The sequence below is a fragment of the Enhygromyxa salina genome, from assembly GCF_002994615.1.
Taxonomy (GTDB): Bacteria; Myxococcota_A; Polyangia; order Nannocystales; family Nannocystaceae; genus Plesiocystis; species Plesiocystis salina_A.
The window spans coordinates 1-17,169 of sequence record NZ_PVNK01000042.1 but is presented as its reverse complement, the minus strand read 5'-3'; the positions used below and the strand labels follow the sequence as shown (position 1 = coordinate 17,169).

Here is a 17,169-nt window from a genome sequence, read left to right as displayed (position 1 = left end):
CCGCTGTACCGGGCGTACTGCAAGTTTTGGCGACAAAGCCATCGGCGAAAAGGCCAAGCGAGGCGCCGCGAGGCATTGCACCCCGGGCTGCTAGCAGCCCGGGGTGCAATGCATCGTGTCGCCTCGCGCCGGAATCTTCGCCGAGGGCGCGAAGCCAAAACGCCGCTGTACCGGGCGTACTGCAAGTTTTGGCGACAAAGCCATCGGCGAAGAGGCCAAGCGAGGCGGCGCGAGGCATTGCACCCCGGGCTGCTAGGGGCTCGCTGAGCGCTTGCGCCACTGGGCCGGGGTTCGATCGGTCCAGCGCTTGAACGCGCGATGAAAGGCGCTGGGCTCGGAGAAGCCGAGCAGGAACGAGACCTCGGCGATCGACAGCCCCGCCGCGAGGTGATGGAGCGCGAGCTCGTGGCGGAGCTCGTCGACGACCTGGCGCAGCGAGGTCCCGTGCTCGGCGAGGCGCCGCTGCAGGGTCCGCGGGCTGTGCTCGAGCTCCTCGGCGAGGGCCGAGAGCTCGGGGACCCCCTCGGGCAGCACCGCCCGGATCACGCGGCGGAGCTCGTCGAGCAGGTTGGACGAGGGCCTGGCGAACTCGGCGGCGCGGCGGGCAGCCTCGCGGTCGAAGTACTCGAACATCGCCGGGTCGGCGCTCGGCATCGGGAGGGCGAGGACAGCCTCGGGGACCACCAGCGCGTCGTCCTCGGCCTCGAAGCGGACCGGGGCGGCGAGGAGCTCGCGCAGGCGCCGAGCCGCGACCGGAGTTGGGGCCGCGTGGCGAAAGCGAAGCTCGTGAACCTCGAACTCCTGGCCGACCATCCGCCGACCGTTGACGACCATGTCGACCGCCGCGGCCTCGGACCACATGCGGTGGGCCGGCCGCGCGGGGCCCCAATTGAGGATCCTGACCGTGACGCGCCCGGCGGCGCGCTCGATGGTCCCGAACTCGCCCTCGTAGAGCAGCGCCTGGTAGCGAAACATCCGCTCGAACGCGACCCCGAGGTTGACGCTGGTCATGGCCAGGAAGCCGAGCACGTCGAGGGACGCGGCGTCGAAGCCGAGCGAGTAGTGCATGCCGAGCAGATCGTCACCGGTCCGCGCGGCGGCGTCCTCGAGCAGATCGTAAAAGCGCGGCAGCGGCATGCGGGCCTCGGGGTCGGCGAGCGCCGCTTCGTCGATCCCGAAGCGACGGCGCAGGTCCCTCGCTACCGCGCCGCCAGACAGCTTGGCGCAGGTCTCGAGCAGGGGCGCGACGAGGCGCGTGGCGACGGTCGGCTCGCGCATGGTCGGTCGAGCATACCCCTGGTTTCGGACGGTTGGCGCGTGGCTCATCGGGCGACGCGCTCCTGGTCGACGCGCTCACTCGTTCGCGAACTTCGCGTCACCGGGTCAGCGCCGAGGCCCCTTGTACGAAGCTTCGAGCTGTCCTCGGACACCGGCCATGTAGTTACTTTTCGCTCCGCCGCTCTCGATCCCAGCTCGACATTGTGCGTAGTTTCGCGAAGCATCTGGCCCCCACAGCCTCCAAGCTACGAGCGGGCGCATCTCGACGCTCGCGCGCCCACAGGTTAGTGTCCATCCATGAATCGCGTGGCGATCATGCTCGCAGCCGTCTTGGCGGTCGCGTGCAAGGGGCAGGCGGAGCCGAGCACCGACGCGCAGGCCAGGGCGGTCGACGCCGCGCGGCGCCCCCCACCCACACCAGCCCCTCTCGCGCCCGAGCTCTTCCTGGAGCAGGCCCCCGACGCCGGGGCGCCCCCAGCGATCCCGCAGGTCCCCATGACCAAGCTGGAGGTCACGCGCGAGGGGAGCTTCGCCTTGCCCCGAGCCACCGATGAGTTGACCCCGCGGGCCGCGGTGGCCCTCGGTCGGGGCTTCGCGCTCGTCGGCGAAGCCCACGCCCGCGGCGGTCCCGAGCGCCCGGCCGAGACCTCGCGCTGGGTCGGCTTCGTGTCCAAGGCGCAGCGATCCGCCGGGGGCTCGGGCACCAAGCTCGAGGCCGGCTCGATCCGCGCGGCGATCAGCGACGGCCAGGGCGGAGCGCTGCTCGCCGGCAGCGTCGGCTCGGGTCCCGACGCGCGGGGATGGTTCGGGGCCCTCGATTCAAAGGGTGCGATCACCGAGCAGCTCGAGCTCGACGGCGAGGCGTCGACCGAGCAGGTCGAGCAGCTCGAGCTGGTCGACCTGCTCGCGGGCCACGGCCCCGAGCAGCGCGCCGTGGTCCTCGGCAACCTCGGCGGCCAGGGCTGGGTCGTCTCCCTCGATCCGCGCGGGGCCCTGCGCTGGCACAAGCGCGTGAGCAGCGTCGGCTCGCCGCAGACCCGGTTCCACGCAGCTGCGCGCATCCCCGGTGAGCAGGGCAACATCCTCGCGATCGGCTCGCGCGCTCGAGCTGGCGACGAGTCCGAGGCCTGGTGGAGCGGCACGATCCCCGGCCACGAGGGCCCCGACCTGAAGATCGACCAGAGCGAGTTCCAGATCGAGGGCGCCGACCCGATCCAGACCCTCGACGCGATCGTCGATCTCCAAACCACGGGCGTCGGCACCCGCTTCCTCGCGCTCGGCCGGGCCAAGCGCGAGCGCGTCCAGGACCACGAGCAGGCCATCGTCGTCGGCTTCGACCGCAGCGGCGAGCCGACCTGGAGCCGGGTCCTCGGCTACTTCCGCGCGATCGAGATCTACGGCGGGGTGGTCAACCCCAAGTTCCCCGGCGTCGCCAACTTCGTGGTCCGCATCCCGATCCACGGGGACAAGGGCGCGAGCGCGCTGGCCTGGCTCGACATCAGCTCCGGCGTCGATGGGATCCTGCTCCCGCGCCAGCTCGCGGGCACCGTGGGCTGGGAGAGCGCGGGGTTCATCGAGAGCCCCGAGGGGCCGGCGATCTTGGCCTACACGCAGACCGAGACGGGCATTGACTGGCGGCTCCTGCTGCTCGACATGAGCTATCGCGTGGGCAGCCCGAACTGACGCCCCGACGCCCGGCACGTGCCGCAAGGTTGCACCGCGAGCTCGGGCACCTCGTACTAGCCCTAAATCAAGCGCTGAATTTAAAAAGCTGAATGATTTAGGGCTAGTACGAGCCGCAAGGCGAGCGTTTGGGGTGAGCGGAGGGGGCTTTGCCGCCGCAGCGAGGGGCCTTTTCGAAAGGCCCCTTGAAGATTAGAAGGCCTGAGTCGAGCGCGCAGCGCTTGATTCAGGACTAGCACCTCGTACTAGCCTAGCCGCCCGCCGCGATCCCGCTCAGGACCCCCTCGAGCAGCCCGATGAACTGACCCCGAACCCGGGTCGCCGTCTCGGTCACCTCGTCGTGGCTCAGCGGCTGATCCGAGATGCCCGCGGCCTTGTTGGTGATGCACGAGATCCCGAGCACCCGCGCGCCCATGTGGCGCGCGGCGATGACCTCGAGCACGGTGCTCATCCCGACCGCGTGAGCCCCGAGGCCCCGGAGCATCTGGACCTCCGCGGGGGTCTCGTAGGTCGGGCCGAGGAGCCCGGCGTAGACCCCTTCGCGCAAGGAGAAGCCGCCCGCGGCGGCGGTCTGCTTGGCGAGCGCGCCGAGCTCGGGATCGTAGGCCTGGGTCATGTCCGGGAAGCGGACCCCGAGCTCGGGCTCGTTGAGACCGATCAGCGGGTTTTGCCCGGTGAGGTTGAGGTGGTCGGTGATCAACATCAGGTCGCCGGCCTCCATGCCGTCGCCGCAGCCCCCCGCGGCGTTGGTGATGACCACGACCTCGGCGCCCATCCGCAGCATCAGGCGCAGCCCGAACACGACGTCGACGACCGGGTGGCCCTCGTAGAGGTGCACGCGACCTTGCATCGCGACGACCGGCATGCCCGCGGCCTCACCGACCACGAGGTTGCCCGCGTGGCCGACGACCTTGGACACGGGCATGTGGCGGATCTCGCCGAAGGGCACGACCGTCTTGGCGGCCAGGGTGTCGGCGAAGCTGCCGAGGCCCGAGCCGAGGACCAGCGCGACCTTGGGCGTGACCTTGGTGTGCTGGCGAAGGTCCGCGAGCGCCTCGTCGAGTCGGCCGACCTGGGTGTTGGCGTCAGTCATCGCGGTATCAAAGCCAATTCCGCTGGGCGGGGCAACTCGGCCGGCTCGCGCCGCGTCCGCTCGAGTCTTCAAGGGGCGTTTCAAACAGGCCCCTCGCTGCGGCGGCGAAGCCCCCTCCGCTCCCCCCAAACGCTCGCCTTGCGGGAGAGGCGGGGCCTTCGCTAGCAGCCCGCGCCCTGCCGAGCATCTCACGCGATCGCGCGGGCGCGCTCGAGCCGTCGGAGCACGCGTGAGGTGATCCGCCCGAGGGCCCACCCCAGCGTGATCACCAACCACACACACCCGCTCGCAATACACACATAGTGAAGCTGCAGATCCAGCGTGCTCTCGGTTGCGAGCTCGATCGCAGCGACCCCCGCCCAGACCGCGATCACCACGGCGCCGAGAATCAACCACGGCTTGAGTCCAACCGTGTCCCTCGACTCGCGGCGGTGTGCCCAGCAGGCCCGAATGAAGACGACCGAAGCCACAATCAACGCAACCGCCGTCAGCCAGATGACGGCCGACTCGTCGAAATAGGACGTCACGCTCTCCAATTCTTGCTCTTCGGACAGCAAGATAAGTTCACCCCCGCGAGCATCCCCGGCCCGCCGACGAAGATCGCCGCGGCCGCGGGCAGGATCATCAAGCCCACGAGCACGCGCACGATCAACGCCGAGGTCGCGCGCCCAAAGCGACTGACGGCGTCGGCGACCTCGTCGACGCCGTCCTCGATCTGCTGGCGCAGGGGCCCCTTGCTCGCGCGCTCGACGACCTCGAGGGTGTTGAGCGCGTGCGCGGGCTGGGCTGTGCGAGGAAAAGCAGGGGCCGCGGCCGCGGGAGCGCTGGCTGCGGCCGGGGCCTGGCGTGCGGGACCGGGCGCGACCGCGCCAACGAAGGGCGCGAGCACGGCGAGGACCTCGCTCGCGCTGGCCGGGCGCTGGCCGGGGTGTTTGGCGAGCAGGCGCCCGATCAGCCCCTCGACTTGGGGCGGCAAGCTCTGGCGGACGTGATCGGGCAGCGGCGGCGTGGGGTGGGTACAGATCTGCTCGAGCAGCACCCGCGGAGAGCCGGCCTGGTAGGGCGGCCGACCGGCGAGCATCTCCCACATCAGGAGGCCGAGCGCGAACAGATCGGCGCGACCGTCGAGGGCTTGGGCGTCGATGTGCTCGGGGCTCATGTATTGCAAGGTGCCCATCGGGTAGGTCGTGGACCCGCTGAGGCGCTGGAGGATCTTGGCGATGCCGAAGTCCATGACCTTGAGCCGCCCGTCGGACAGGCACATGATGTTCTCGGGCTTGAGATCGCGGTGGACGATGGCTGGACGGCACGAGTGGGCCGTGTGCAGGGCGCTGGCGATCTGGTAGGCGTAGCTGACGGCCTCCTTCCACGGCAGCGCGACCCGGGCCTTTAGCATCTCGCGCAAGGTCCAGCCCTCGAGCTGCTCGAGGACCATGACCGGGTGCTGCTCGATCTCGGTGCACAGCAAGCAGCGGACGATGTGGGGGTCGTCGAGGTGAGCGAGGATGCCCATCTCGGTCAGGAACTGCCTCCGACCTCTCTCGCTCTTGGCAAACTCGGCGCGCAGGACCTTGAGCGCGACGGGCCGCTGGGTCAGGACCTCGCGCCCGGCGTAGACCCGGGCCATGCCACCCTCGCCGAGGAGCCCGTAGATGAGGTAGTCGCCGAAGCGGCGCGGCTGTCCACCGCCAAGATCAATGAGGTCTCTCGGCCCGGTCATGAAGGTTGCGAGTAGACCACAGCGCAGCGCGAGCAGGAAGCCCGCGCCGCCTCAGCGCGGGTCGCCGCCGCCAAGCGCCGCGATCTCTCCGCGGCTGCGCCACCACAGCCACACGGTCTGCGCGATCTGACCGACCGAAAACGCCCCCACCGCCGCATGAATCCCGGCCCAGCGCTGCGTCGCAACTCCAACCCCGATCACCACCGCGGCCGCGCCCAAGAACACGGCCACGGCCTCGCTGATCGGCCGCGTCCGCCGAGCGTGGACGAGCACCCCCGCGTACCAGCTCTGGAGCGCGCGCGCGATCGAGATCGGCAGCCCGAGCAAGAGCGCGACCGTGGCGAGCTCGACGAGCTCGGGCGTGAGCCCCGAGATCGTCCCGAACCACAGCCCGGCCAGCGGCGTCACCCCCATGATCACCACCAGCGCCCCGGTCCCGAGCGCGACCATGACCGAGAAGCGCCACAGCGCGGGCGCCGCCCCCCGCCGGTCCAACCCCGCGACCACGACCTCGGTCAGCGCCAGGCCGACCGACTGAAACATGAACAGCAGCCCGAGCACGACGGGCATGGCCGCGAGCGAGTGGAGCGTCTCGGGCATCCGCGTGACCCCGGCGCTGGCCAGCGGCTGGGCGACCAGCGAGATGATCGGGGTCAAGGCCAGGGGCACGTAAAACCCGAGGAAGGCCCGGCCCCGCAGCGGCGTGTGGCCCGGGTCGTCAACCGACAGGTGCTCGCGCACGACCGGGCGCACGCGCAGGCCCGAGTAGATCGCCTCGGCCGTGACCCCCGAGGCGACGGCCGTCGCGGCCAACAGCGCGCCCGGGACCGAGCCGTGCACCCACCCCGTGGTCAGGATCGCGAGGTTGGTCCCCAGCCGGATCATCGTCCCCACCGTCACGGCGCGGCTGTGGCCAAAGCGGATCAGCGCGCCCTGGTTGAAGCGTCGATAGGCGATCGCCCAGGTCCACGGTGTCAGGACCAAAAAGCCCGGCCGCGCGGCCTCGGACACGGCCGCGGGCGCGCCGATCAAGCCGCCGACAACCAGGTCGTACAGAGGCGTGAGCGCGATCGCCAGGTGCAGGAGCGTCAAGATCGCCCCGCTGAGGTTGGTGAAGCGACGCAGCTCACGGTAGCTCGCCCGATCACGCGAGAGCGCGGTCGAGGCCGAGAGCAGCATGATGATCGGCGCCTCGATGACCAGCGCGATCGGCAAGATCACCCCGCCGTAGGCCGCGAGCTCGAGCTCGGGGTTGGCGAGGCGGGCCACGACGGCGCTGAGGGCCGGAAGCTCACACGCCATGAGCAGCCAGCTCGCCGCCAGCGGGGCCCAGGCCCGCGCGACGCCGGGCAGCCCGGGCAGCTCGCCCTGTCCGCGGGGGTCCTCGCTCGACTCGGACGCGCGTCCAGGCACGCCCGCGGTCTACGGCCGCGCCACCGCGCCGTCAATCCGAACCAGAAATTGCGCCGCCCGCGTCGTGCATCCCCGCGACATTGGTGCCAAGCTCGACCGGTGCCGCCCTTGGTCCTCGCGTTGATCGACTCGGTGTTCGCCCTCGCCCTGCATCACGACAGGCGGGTCGAGTCGGCGGCGGTCCGCGCCCAGGTCACGGGCCCCGAGACCGCGCTGCCCACCCCGCACGGCCTCGCCATCCGCGTGTCGGTGACCCAGCCCCGCGAGGGGGAGCCGAGCGAGGGGGAGCCGAGCGAGGAGAGCGTGGGCTTCCACGTCGACCTCGACGGCGGCCGGCTGCTGGCGATGGAGCTCAACCTCGCCGAGCTGCCCCTCGATCGCAGCGGCCTCGCCCGGCTGATCGGCGAGCTCGAGTCCTGGTGCTACGCCCGGATCCCGATGGCCCAAGAAGCCGACTGAGCGTCAGTCGTCGGGGTTGCGCACCCGCAGGCGCTGGCGGCCCGAGCCGAGCATCAGCGTGAACAGCCCGATCCCGGCGAGCCCGAGCAGGCCGACGCCGCTCATCCACGCGGCGAAGTCCTCGTGAGGCCGACCGCAGACCGTGTACCACTCGCTGCCCTCGGCCGGCAGCTCGTCGACGCACTCGAACGAGTAGTCCTCGTCGAAGTCGCTCACGCACAGAAACTCGTAGCGGGTCAGCCCGGTCACGTCCGTCGCCTCGACGTAGCACTCGCCGACGGTCTGGTGGACGCCGGTGTTGACGTGGGTCGCCGGGTCGAAGGTCGCCATGATCCCGGTCAGCGTGGCGAAGTAGGCGATCGCGGCTCCGAGCAAGAGGCGATCACCGGGGCGAGCGGGCTCGGGCCGGGCCGGCTTGCGCTGCCAGATGACGATCGCCGCGTAGGTCGCGAGCCCGAGCCCAAACGCGAGGTAGCCCGGGCTCCCACCGTCGAGCTGCTGGAGGATCGTCATCTGAACCATCATCAGCAGGGTCGTGCAGCCCGCGACCAGGGCCAGGCCCAGGCCGAAGGACTTGGCCGTGAGCTTCTCGCTCCGAGCCAGCGCGCGATCGATCAGCCACGAGAACGAGGCCACGAAGGTCAGCACCCACAAGCTGCTGGCGACCGGCGCGCCGAGCAGGCGCATGGCGACGGGTGCGTCGGTGTCGTGCCAGGTCCACCACAGAAATTTGGCGCCGACGATGTCGTAGGGGGCGTAGAACAGGCAGCCCACGATCCCGGTCAGGGCCGCGAGGGCCAGCGGCTTCAGCCCGAGGCGCCGAACGGCGACGGTCGGGTAATACATGAAGCAGACGTACACACAGGGGATGTACAGCGGCAGCCGCGCAGTAATCATGACCTGGGCCTGGGCCTGCCAGAAATTGTCGACCAGCGGCAGGGCCATGAAGATCATGTCGTTGGCGGTGCCTGTGATCAGCGCAGCGACCCAGATCAGGAGGTGATCTCGGCCCTCGCGCCACGCGTGGACCAGGGCCAGCGCGGCGCAGATCATGAACAGGTACTCGCCGAGCACAAACGATGGCTGCACGGCCCACTTCTCGAGCGGGCTCGTGAAGTGGTGCCAGGGCAGCTCGGGCGACGATACGCTCTGGAGCAGCGAGGTCATCGGGCGGAGCATATGCCAGCCCGAACGGCAGCGGCACGCGCAGTTTTGATTTCGCCCATTTCGCCGGGTTCGCCCGAAAGCCCGGGGCTTCGGCTTCAGATCCCACGCATCTAGTGCCACAGTCGAGGCAGGCGGCCAGATCGGCCTTGTTCGCCCATGCCCGACACCGAGCTCGACGACTCGACGATCGACCAGCCCAGCCCGGTCGCGGTCGGCGAGTGTTTCGCGGACCGCTACGTGGTCGAGGGGCTCCTCGGTCGTGGCGGGATGGGCGTCGTCTACCGGGTCCTCGATCGCTCGCTCGAGGAGCGCGTGGCCTTCAAGCTGATCGACACGAGCACGGCGAGCCCGCGGCTGATCTCGCGCTTCCGTCGTGAGGTCCGTCTCGCCCGGCGCGTGACCCATCGCAACGTGGCGCAGACCTACGACCTCGGCGAAGAGGACGGTCTGCGCTACCTGACGATGGAGTACATCGACGGCCGCTCCCTCCACGCCTTCCTCAGCGAACATCGCGGGGCGGAGCGCCTGCCGCTGATCTGGAGCGTCGACGTCGCCCGGCAGATCGCCCTCGGCCTCGCGGGGGCCCACGCCGCCGGGGTCGTCCACCGCGACCTCAAGCCCTCGAACATCGTGATCGAGCGCGGCGGCCGGGCGGTGATCACCGACTTCGGCATCGCGCGCTCGATCGAGGACCCCGACGCGACCACGCAGACCCTAGGCTGGCTGGGCACGCCCGCCTACATGGCCCCGGAGCAATTCGAGGGCGGGCCGGTCGGGCCTCACACCGACATCTACGCCCTCGGCCTGATCCTCCACGAGCTCGTGACCGGCCGCCAGCCGATCGACTGTCGCGGGCTCAAGCCGATGCAGGTCGCGATGGCCCGGCTGCGCACGCCCACGCCCCTCGTCGATCCCCTCGACGAGGGCCTGCCCGCGGCCCTCGCCGCGCTGGTCCAGCGCTGCCTGGCCCGCGAGCCCGAGCTCCGCCCGCGCTCGGCCGACGAGCTCGCCGAGGGCCTGGCCGAGATCGCCACGCGGCTCCCGAGCTTCGTGCCGACGGCGCCCGTCCGCGGCCGGGTCGGCCCGGGCGAGCGCACGGCCACGGCCACGACCACGACCACGACCACGACGATCCCGCCCAGCGGCCAACCCCTGGCCGTGCTGCCCTTCATCTTGCGCGGGCCCGAGGAGCACGCCCACGTGGCCGAGGCCCTCGGCGACGAGCTGATCGATCTCCTGTCGATGAACTCGGGCTTGAAGGTCAGCAGCAGCGGGACCACGGCTCGCTTCGCGGGCACCCGCGAGCGCGACCCCCAGGCGATCGGGGCCGAGCTCGGGGTCGAGATCATCGTCGACGGCACGATCCAGATCCTCGGCGACAAGCTGCGCATCGTCGCCCGGCTGCTCGACGTCGGCAGCGGCTTTCAGCACTGGCAAGAGCACTTCGAGGGCTCGCTCGGTGACATCTTCGAGCTTCAAGATCAGGTCGCCAAGCGCGTGGCCGAGGCCCTGCGGCTCGAGCTCGAGCAGGTCGTGTATCGCGGCGAGGCCGGGCCCGAGGCGATCGACGCCTACCTCCGGGCCCGGCAGTCGGCGCGGGCCTGGGTCTGGAAGCAGGCCTACGTGCACTACCAGCGCTGCCTCGAGCTCGCGCCGCACTTCAAGCTCGCCCTCGCCGGACGCGCGATGGCCTCGCTCAAGTCGTGGTTTCTGCCCCGCGCCCCCGACGAGGCCAACTGGGAGCCCCTCGCCGAGGCCGCCGTCGCCGCGGCCCAGGTCCACGCCGCCGAGCTGCCCGAGACCCAGCTCGCCCTCGGGATCATGGCGATCCAGCGCAGCCGCTACCAGGACGCGGCCCGGGCCTTCAAGGAGGCCCTGCGCATCGCCCCGACCTACGCCGACGCCCACAAGCAGCTCGGCGAGCTCGAGCTCGAGACCGGTCGGGCCGACAAGGGCATCCGCCGGCTCGAGCTCGCGCGCTCGCTCGATCCGAGCTTCGCCTTCGCGCTCTCGGCCATGGCCCGCCATCACGCCCTGCGCGACGACATCGCCCGCTTCGACGACTACATCGCCCGCTTCTACGCCGTCGAAGATCGGCCGAGCGACCTCCCGGTCTTGTTCCTCGAGATCTGCGTCGGCGCGTGGACGGGCTCACCCGAGCGCATCGCCGACGCGACGGCTCGTCTGCGCCGGGCCCGAGGCGGGGGCCCCTTCATCGACTTCATGCGGCTGTTCTCCGAGACCGAGGTCGACGCGCCGAGCCTCCTCGCGCGCCTCGACCCGATCCGCGAGCACGCCCCGAGCCCGCGCCTCCAGACCTCGATGATGCAGGTCGCCGTCGAGGCCGCCGCCTTTCACGAGCTCGACGAGGCGGCGCTGGCCTTGATCGAGCAGACGACGGCCGGGCCGCTGGTGGACATCGACTGGTTCGACCGCTGCCCGATCCTCGACCGCCTCCGCGAAGAGCCGGTGTTCGAGGACTGCCTCCAGCGCGTCCGCGAGCGGGCCCAGGAGATCTGGCAGGTCTAGCAGCCCGTGATGCATTGCAGCCCGGGCTGCGTTTGGGACGAGCGAGGGGTCTTCGCCGCCGCGGTGAGGGGGATCAACAAGAGACGCCGTCTCGCCGACGAGCGCCGAGGCGCACAGCTCGGTCGGGTCCGAGTCGACCTCGCCCCCGGATCGACCGAGCCCATCAAATCGCGACCGCATCGCCCCGCGCGGTGCCCCGACCTCGATGTTTTCGGCGTTCGAGCGAGGGCTCGGGTCGACCCGGGTCGATTCTCGAGCACCTCGACCGACGCCGTCGGTCCGGAACCGGGCGATTTCGCGGCGGTCGAGCGGCCGGCTCGCTGGCCCGGGCTCGAATTTCGAGGAGCTCGACCTCCCCAAAATTCGCCTCGGGCTCGAATTTTGAGGAGGTCGACCGCCAAGAAATTCGTCTCGGCCTCGAATTTCGAGGAGCTCGACCGCCAACAACTTTGCCTCGGCCTCGAATTTCGAGCCGCTCGCGTCGCTCCCGCGCCTCGTCCGCGCCGTCGTCCGGGGGGCTCGCGTCGCGCGGAGCCTCGCCGGGCGCGAACTCGGAGCGGGTCGAGTCGCCCCCGCGCCCCGTCCGTCCCGTCGTCCGGGGGGCTCGCCTCGCGCGGAGCCTCGCCGGGCGCGAATTCGGAGCGGGTCGAGTCGCCCCCGCGCCCCGTCCGTGCCGTCATCCGGGAGACTCGCGTCGCGCGGAGCCTCGCCGGGCGCAAACTCGGAGCGGGTCGAGTCGCTCCCGCGCCTCGTCCGCGCCGTCGTCCGGGGGGCTCGCCTCGCGCGGAGCCTCGCCGGGCGCGAATTCGGAGCGGGTCGAGTCGCCCCCGCGCCCCGTCCGTCCCGTCATCCGGGGGGCTCGCCTCGCGCGGAGGCTCGCCGGGCGCGAATTCGGAGCGGGTCGAGTCGCCCCCGCGCCCCGTCCGTGCCGTCATCCGGGAGACTCGCGTCGCCCGGAGCCTCGCCGGGCGCGAACTCGGAGCGGCTCGAGTCCCAGCGAAGGTCCGGCGGGCCCGGTTCAGGCCCGGCAGGGTTACTTCTCAGCCCGCCGCGGCCTGGACATCGGCACGATCTTCAGGCGTTGAGTGGCCAGCGCCTTGGCGAGCCCGTCTTGGAGGGTGCCGAGGGTGGTCAGGTTGCTCAGGTCGATGCCGAGCGCGACGATGGTTCGGGCGCTGTTGGCCGACATCCCGACGAGGAACACCTCCGCGCCGAGCAAGCGGACCGAGCGCGCGAGGCTGATGACGAGCTGCGCGGCGTCGGTGTCGAACAGGGGCACGCCGGAGATGTCGAGGATCGCCACCCGTGCCTGGACCCGGGAGATCTCGGTGAGCAGCTTCTCGGTCAAGAGTCGGGCCCGAAAGCCGTCAAACACGCCGACGAGCGGGACCACGAGGATCCCGCTCACCACCGGCGCGATCGGTGTCGAGGCCTCGCGAATGGTCTCGAGCAGCTGGGTCTTCTCCTCCAGCGCTTCCTCCAGCTCGGCGAGCTGCGACTCGAAGTGCTCGACGCCCCGCTTGGCCGCCTCGTTGACCAGCGCGTCGTCGCGCCGGACCATGAACTGCATCGTGCTGACCGACAGGTGCTCGTAGAACCAGTCCTCGACGGCCAGGGCCAGGTCCTCGGGCACGGCTGCCCGCACCTGCTCACGCAGCTTTCGGCTGAAGAAGCGCAGATCCGAAAAGTTCAGGCCCTTGGCCATGAGCTCGTCGAGCAGCGAGACCACGCTCGCGCGCGCGGCCTCGCACGAGTCGCTGTCGAGATCGCGCTCGAGCGCGGCGACGGCCGCCTCGACGTGCGCGCGGCAGCGCGGCTCGCCGACGTCCTGAAACACGCTGGCGCTGCGCCGGAGCAGGCGCTCGGTCACCGCCGCGATGAGCTCGGCGCGTCCGTCCTGATCGAAGGGCTTCATCGGCCTACCAGCTCACACGGTAGATGCAGGTCGGCGCGCCGTCGTCTTTGCAGCCCGTCGTCCCGTGTTCGATCAGCGGTGTGACACCGTAGCGGGCGCACGCCCCCTCGATGATGCCAACGTTCAAGGAGCACGGACCGCGGGCGGAGTTGTCGATCACCGCGGTGTAGTCGTCCTCGAACTCGCAGGTGATGTCGCCGACGTCGGGCCCGCGCGCGTTGAGCCGGAACCAGTGGCCGAGCCCCGACAGCAAGGCCTTGGCGCTGTCGATCTCCGGCGGGTAGGTGGCCGCCTCGATCATGCTGCGGCCAACCTGCGCGATCGTGGCGCTGCCGAGCAACTCTTCGATCTTGAAGAAGAAGCTGACCGCCCAGTCGTAATCATACCAGGCGTCAGGATCGATGCGGTCGATGCCAGCATCGGCGAGGAGCTTGTCGACCGTCACCTGCGACTTGGACAACGCGACGATGAAGGAGCTGAGCGCGGCGCCGCTGTACTCGTTCTTCGAGCTCACCTCGCCGATGATAGGCCGAGCTGAAGATCCGGTCGAGAGCGGTCCCTGCAGCCCCTTTGAGCGCTCGGTGCCCCAAACTAACAATCCTGCGCGAGCTCTCCCCTCGAGCTCGCAAGGCTCACCGCGCGCGCGCTCTCGCAGCCCGTGACAACGAGCAACTCGCCGTCGGCGCAAGCGCGCTGTCGACCAGATAAATAGTCTGGATGGCCCCCACCTCGAGCAACTGGTCGCGCACCCAGCGATGCACGCCGACGCGCGTCGAGCAGCCGACCACCGAAGACGAGATCGTCGCGTTGGTCACCGCCGCGCGGACCACGGGGACCAAGGTCAAGGTCGTCGGGGCCCGACACTCCTGGTCGGACATCGCGATGTCCGATGGCGTCATCGTCAGCCTCGACCGCATGCAGGAGGTGGTCGAGATCGACGAGCAGCGCGGCTGTGTCCGGGTCCAGGCCGGGATCCGGCTTGACCGCCTCAACGAAGCGCTCGCCGCGAAGGGACTCGCGCTGCCGATCCTCGGCTCGGTCTGCGAGCAGAGCCTCGCCGGGGTCATGTCCACGGGCACCCACGGCTCCAGCCTCGTCCACGGCAACATCCCCAGCTTCGTGATCGGCCTGCGCCTGGTCACGGGCACCGGGGAGCTCGTGGTGATCGACGAGGAGCACCCGCTCTTGAACGCCGCGCGGGTCGGGCTCGGCGCGCTCGGGATCATCACCGAGGTCACGATCCGCGTCGGCCCGGCCTTTCAGCTGTGCGAGACGACCGAGGTCCTCGACTTTGCGAGCGCGCTCGCAAACATGCAGGCGATCGCGCGCTCGGCCGAGTACGTGAAGCTGTGGTGGCTGCCGCACACCAGCGAGGTGATCGTGTTTCGCTGCGAGCGGACGAGCGAGCCGGGCGAGGTCTCGAGGCTCCTGCGCTGGGTCGACCGGGTCATCGTCAACATGCTGTTGTTTGGGCTCGTGCTGTGGCTCGGCCGTCACTGGCCCGGGCTGATCCCCGCGGCCAACGGCCTCGTCGCGCGGACCTACCTCAAGCCGCGCTGCACCGTCGGGCGCAGCGACCAGATCTTGAGCCTCGCAATGCCCCCGCGGCACCGCGAGACCGAGTACGCCCTGCCCCTCGATCGCGCGGCCGAGGCCCTGAGCCGGACCCGGGCGCTGATCGAGTCCTCGGGCGTACGCGTCAACTTCATCACCGAGGTCCGCTTCGTGAAGGCCGACGACGGCTGGATGAGCCCGGCGAGCGAGCGCGACAGCTGCCAGCTCGGCGCGTACATGGCCCAGGCGCCCGGGATCGACGGCTACTTCGCGGGCTTCGAGGAGCAGATGAAGCAGCTCGGCGGGCGGCCGCACTGGGGTAAGGAATTTCGCGCGAGCGCAAAGGAGCTGCGCGAGATGTACCCGCGGGCGGATGCCTGGGCCCAGAAGGTCCGCGAGCTCGATCCTGACGGGGTGTTTCGCAACCCCTTTTTGGATCGCGTGCTCCCAGCTCCTCGGCGGCGGCCGTGAACGAGGGGTCGCGCCGCTGCGCCGCGACCGCTCCGGGGTGTCCAACGCAAAGCTGCTGTTCGTCCCGCGCCGATCAGCCGACAATGGTCGCCATGCGCCTCGATCGTTCCCTGCTCGGCCTGACTGTGTTGCTCTGCCTGCCCGCGAGCGTCGCGTGCGCCCCCGCGACCTCGACGGACACCGGGCTCTCGACCTTCGGCGACGCCGACACGGGCGACGGCGACACCGCCGAGACCGGCAGCGGCGACGCCGACGGCGACGCGGGCGACGGCGACGGTGATCCCGGCGACGGCGACGGCGATCCCAACGGCGACTGTGGCGACGGCGTCGTCCAGTCGGGCGAGGAGTGCGACCTCGGCCCGGAGAACTCCGAGTCGGGCCAGTGCACGCCCAACTGCTTCATCGCCAGCTGCGGCGACGGCTTCGTCTACGAGGGCTTCGAGGACTGCGACGACGGCAACCCCGACAACACCGACGACTGCGTCGAGGGCTGCGTCGCGGCCAGCTGCGGCGACGGCTTCGTCCACGAGGGCGTCGAGATGTGCGACGACGGCAACGACGACGACGCCGACGGCTGCAACAGCATGTGCCTGCCCGGCAGCTGCGGCGACGGGATCATCCAGATGGGCGAGCAGTGTGACGACGGCAACGCCGACACCTCCGACGACTGCCCCGCGTGCCAGCTGGCGTTTTGCGGCGACGGCTTCATCCAGGCCGGGGTCGAGGTCTGCGACGACGGCAACACCGAGACCAACGACGCGTGCATCTCACCGGCCTGCGTGCCCGCGACCTGCGGCGACGGCTACCTGTGGGAGGGCATGGAGACCTGCGACGACGGCAACGACGACGACGGTGACATGTGCCCCGGCAGCTGCGAGCCCGGGTTTTGCGGCGACGGCTTCAAGTGGGTCGGGGTCGAGGAGTGCGACGACGGCAACATGGTCGACGACGACGGCTGCGACAACATGTGCGTCGCCGCGAGCGACTACGTGTTCTTGACCAGCTCCAACGGGACCGCGGGCTTTTACCGCTACAGCATCCTCGACGACATGTGGGCGACGATGACCAACCCGCCCTCGGCCACCCATTCGCAGATCACCAACGACGGCGTCTCGGTGTTCTTGATGGGCTCGAACAACACGGTCTACGAGTACGACCCCATCAACGACTCGTGGAGCGAGCTGACGACCGGGCCGGGCAACCAGACCGGGGGCCCGATCGGCTTTTTCCAGTGGTTCCCGGACGGCTTCTACTACCTCAAAGACGGCCAGTCGACGATGTACGTGCACCGCGACGGCCAGTGGTCGAGCTTCGCGCTCGGCGGCAGCGGCTCGTGTGCGGGCACCTACGACGCCGACAACCAGGAGCTCTACATTCGGACCTACAGCCAGCTCGGGTTCAAGGTCATCGACACGACCAACGACACCGTGATCCGGACGATCGTCGACGGCACCGACGTGGGCGAGAACAGCCGCAGCGGCTCGTACGTCAACGGCTTCTTCTACAGCCGGACCTGGGACGGGCCCTTCCAGCGCTTCGACGCCGTCGACGGGACCAAGACCGGGATGCTCGGGGATCCGACCTCGTCACACACGGGCACCGACACCGACTTTGCGACCGGGCGGATCTACGTGTCCGGCTACAGCAATCAGGCGACGGTCTTTCAGGCCTACGACCCGGTCAACGACGAGATGATCAACCTCGCCGCGTCGCCCAACGTCAGCAACCACTCGAGCGTGACCGTGATGCGCTTTTGACGACCGGGCTGCTAGGCCTGACCCAGGATCTCGCGCAGCTGCGCGACCGTGTGCTCGTCTTTTTGGATCAGCTTCGCGGTCCCGTCGAGCTGTCGGCGCTGGCCCTGATCGAGCTTCGCCGCGGTGCACA

At 70.1% G+C, this 17,169-nt stretch carries 13 protein-coding genes; 5 read left to right on the top strand and 8 right to left on the bottom strand.

Annotated features, from left to right (window positions below; all coding sequences use genetic code 11):
- Window positions 1–252: 252 nt before the first annotated feature.
- Window positions 253–1,278: an AraC family transcriptional regulator gene (locus ENSA5_RS04280; RefSeq protein WP_181197357.1), complete on the bottom strand. Its 1,026-nt coding sequence runs from the start codon at window positions 1,276–1,278 to the stop codon at window positions 253–255.
- A gap of 297 nt (window positions 1,279–1,575) precedes the next feature.
- Here ENSA5_RS04280 and ENSA5_RS04275 point away from each other — a divergent pair, with 297 nt between their 5' ends.
- Window positions 1,576–2,961: a hypothetical protein gene (locus ENSA5_RS04275; RefSeq protein WP_106390269.1), complete on the top strand. Its 1,386-nt coding sequence runs from the start codon at window positions 1,576–1,578 to the stop codon at window positions 2,959–2,961.
- Window positions 2,962–3,211: 250 nt separating this feature from the next.
- Here ENSA5_RS04275 and ENSA5_RS04270 read toward each other — a convergent pair whose 3' ends face one another.
- From ENSA5_RS04270 to ENSA5_RS04255, 4 genes are all read right to left on the bottom strand, one after another.
- A complete protein-coding gene (locus ENSA5_RS04270; RefSeq protein WP_106390268.1) occupies window positions 3,212–4,054 on the bottom strand; it encodes a purine-nucleoside phosphorylase in 843 nt (280 codons plus the stop codon).
- Window positions 4,055–4,242: 188 nt separating this feature from the next.
- Complete coding sequence (locus tag ENSA5_RS04265; protein ID WP_146155310.1) at window positions 4,243–4,581, bottom strand: hypothetical protein; 339 nt, start codon at window positions 4,579–4,581, stop codon at window positions 4,243–4,245.
- Window positions 4,578–5,774, bottom strand: coding sequence for a serine/threonine-protein kinase (locus tag ENSA5_RS04260; protein WP_106390266.1), 1,197 nt, complete (start codon window positions 5,772–5,774; stop codon window positions 4,578–4,580). The genes ENSA5_RS04265 and ENSA5_RS04260 overlap by 4 nt, the downstream gene beginning before the upstream one ends.
- A gap of 51 nt (window positions 5,775–5,825) precedes the next feature.
- Window positions 5,826–7,187: a hypothetical protein gene (locus tag ENSA5_RS04255; RefSeq protein WP_106390265.1), complete on the bottom strand. Its 1,362-nt coding sequence runs from the start codon at window positions 7,185–7,187 to the stop codon at window positions 5,826–5,828.
- Between the two features lie 99 nt (window positions 7,188–7,286).
- Between ENSA5_RS04255 and ENSA5_RS04250 the strand changes: the two genes are divergently transcribed.
- Window positions 7,287–7,646 (top strand): hypothetical protein, encoded by a 360-nt coding sequence (locus ENSA5_RS04250; RefSeq protein ID WP_146155309.1) that lies wholly within the window; start codon window positions 7,287–7,289, stop codon window positions 7,644–7,646.
- Between the two features lie 3 nt (window positions 7,647–7,649).
- Here ENSA5_RS04250 and ENSA5_RS04245 read toward each other — a convergent pair whose 3' ends face one another.
- On the bottom strand, window positions 7,650–8,813 hold the full coding sequence (locus tag ENSA5_RS04245; RefSeq protein WP_146155308.1) for a DUF7802 domain-containing protein: 1,164 nt from the start codon (window positions 8,811–8,813) through the stop codon (window positions 7,650–7,652).
- 156 nt (window positions 8,814–8,969) lie between these two features.
- On the opposite strand from ENSA5_RS04245, the gene ENSA5_RS04240 reads away from it, so the two are divergent.
- Entirely contained in the window at window positions 8,970–11,342 is a 2,373-nt protein-coding gene (locus ENSA5_RS04240) for a serine/threonine-protein kinase (RefSeq protein WP_106390262.1), read from the top strand.
- A gap of 1,033 nt (window positions 11,343–12,375) precedes the next feature.
- On the opposite strand, the gene ENSA5_RS04235 is transcribed toward ENSA5_RS04240, so the two are convergent.
- Together ENSA5_RS04235 and ENSA5_RS04230 are read right to left on the bottom strand one after the other, a co-directional pair.
- Entirely contained in the window at window positions 12,376–13,257 is an 882-nt protein-coding gene (locus ENSA5_RS04235; RefSeq protein ID WP_106390261.1) for an STAS domain-containing protein, read from the bottom strand.
- Window positions 13,258–13,261: 4 nt separating this feature from the next.
- The gene (locus ENSA5_RS04230) at window positions 13,262–13,771 is read right to left on the bottom strand and encodes a hypothetical protein (RefSeq protein WP_106390260.1); all 510 of its coding nucleotides are present in this window, start codon (window positions 13,769–13,771) and stop codon (window positions 13,262–13,264) included.
- 203 nt (window positions 13,772–13,974) lie between these two features.
- Between ENSA5_RS04230 and ENSA5_RS04225 the strand changes: the two genes are divergently transcribed.
- Together ENSA5_RS04225 and ENSA5_RS04220 are read left to right on the top strand one after the other, a co-directional pair.
- A complete protein-coding gene (locus ENSA5_RS04225) occupies window positions 13,975–15,282 on the top strand; it encodes a D-arabinono-1,4-lactone oxidase (RefSeq protein WP_106390259.1) in 1,308 nt (435 codons plus the stop codon).
- 92 nt (window positions 15,283–15,374) lie between these two features.
- Window positions 15,375–17,039 (top strand): DUF4215 domain-containing protein, encoded by a 1,665-nt coding sequence (locus ENSA5_RS04220; protein WP_106390271.1) that lies wholly within the window; start codon window positions 15,375–15,377, stop codon window positions 17,037–17,039.
- The last annotated feature ends 130 nt before the right edge of the window (window positions 17,040–17,169 follow it).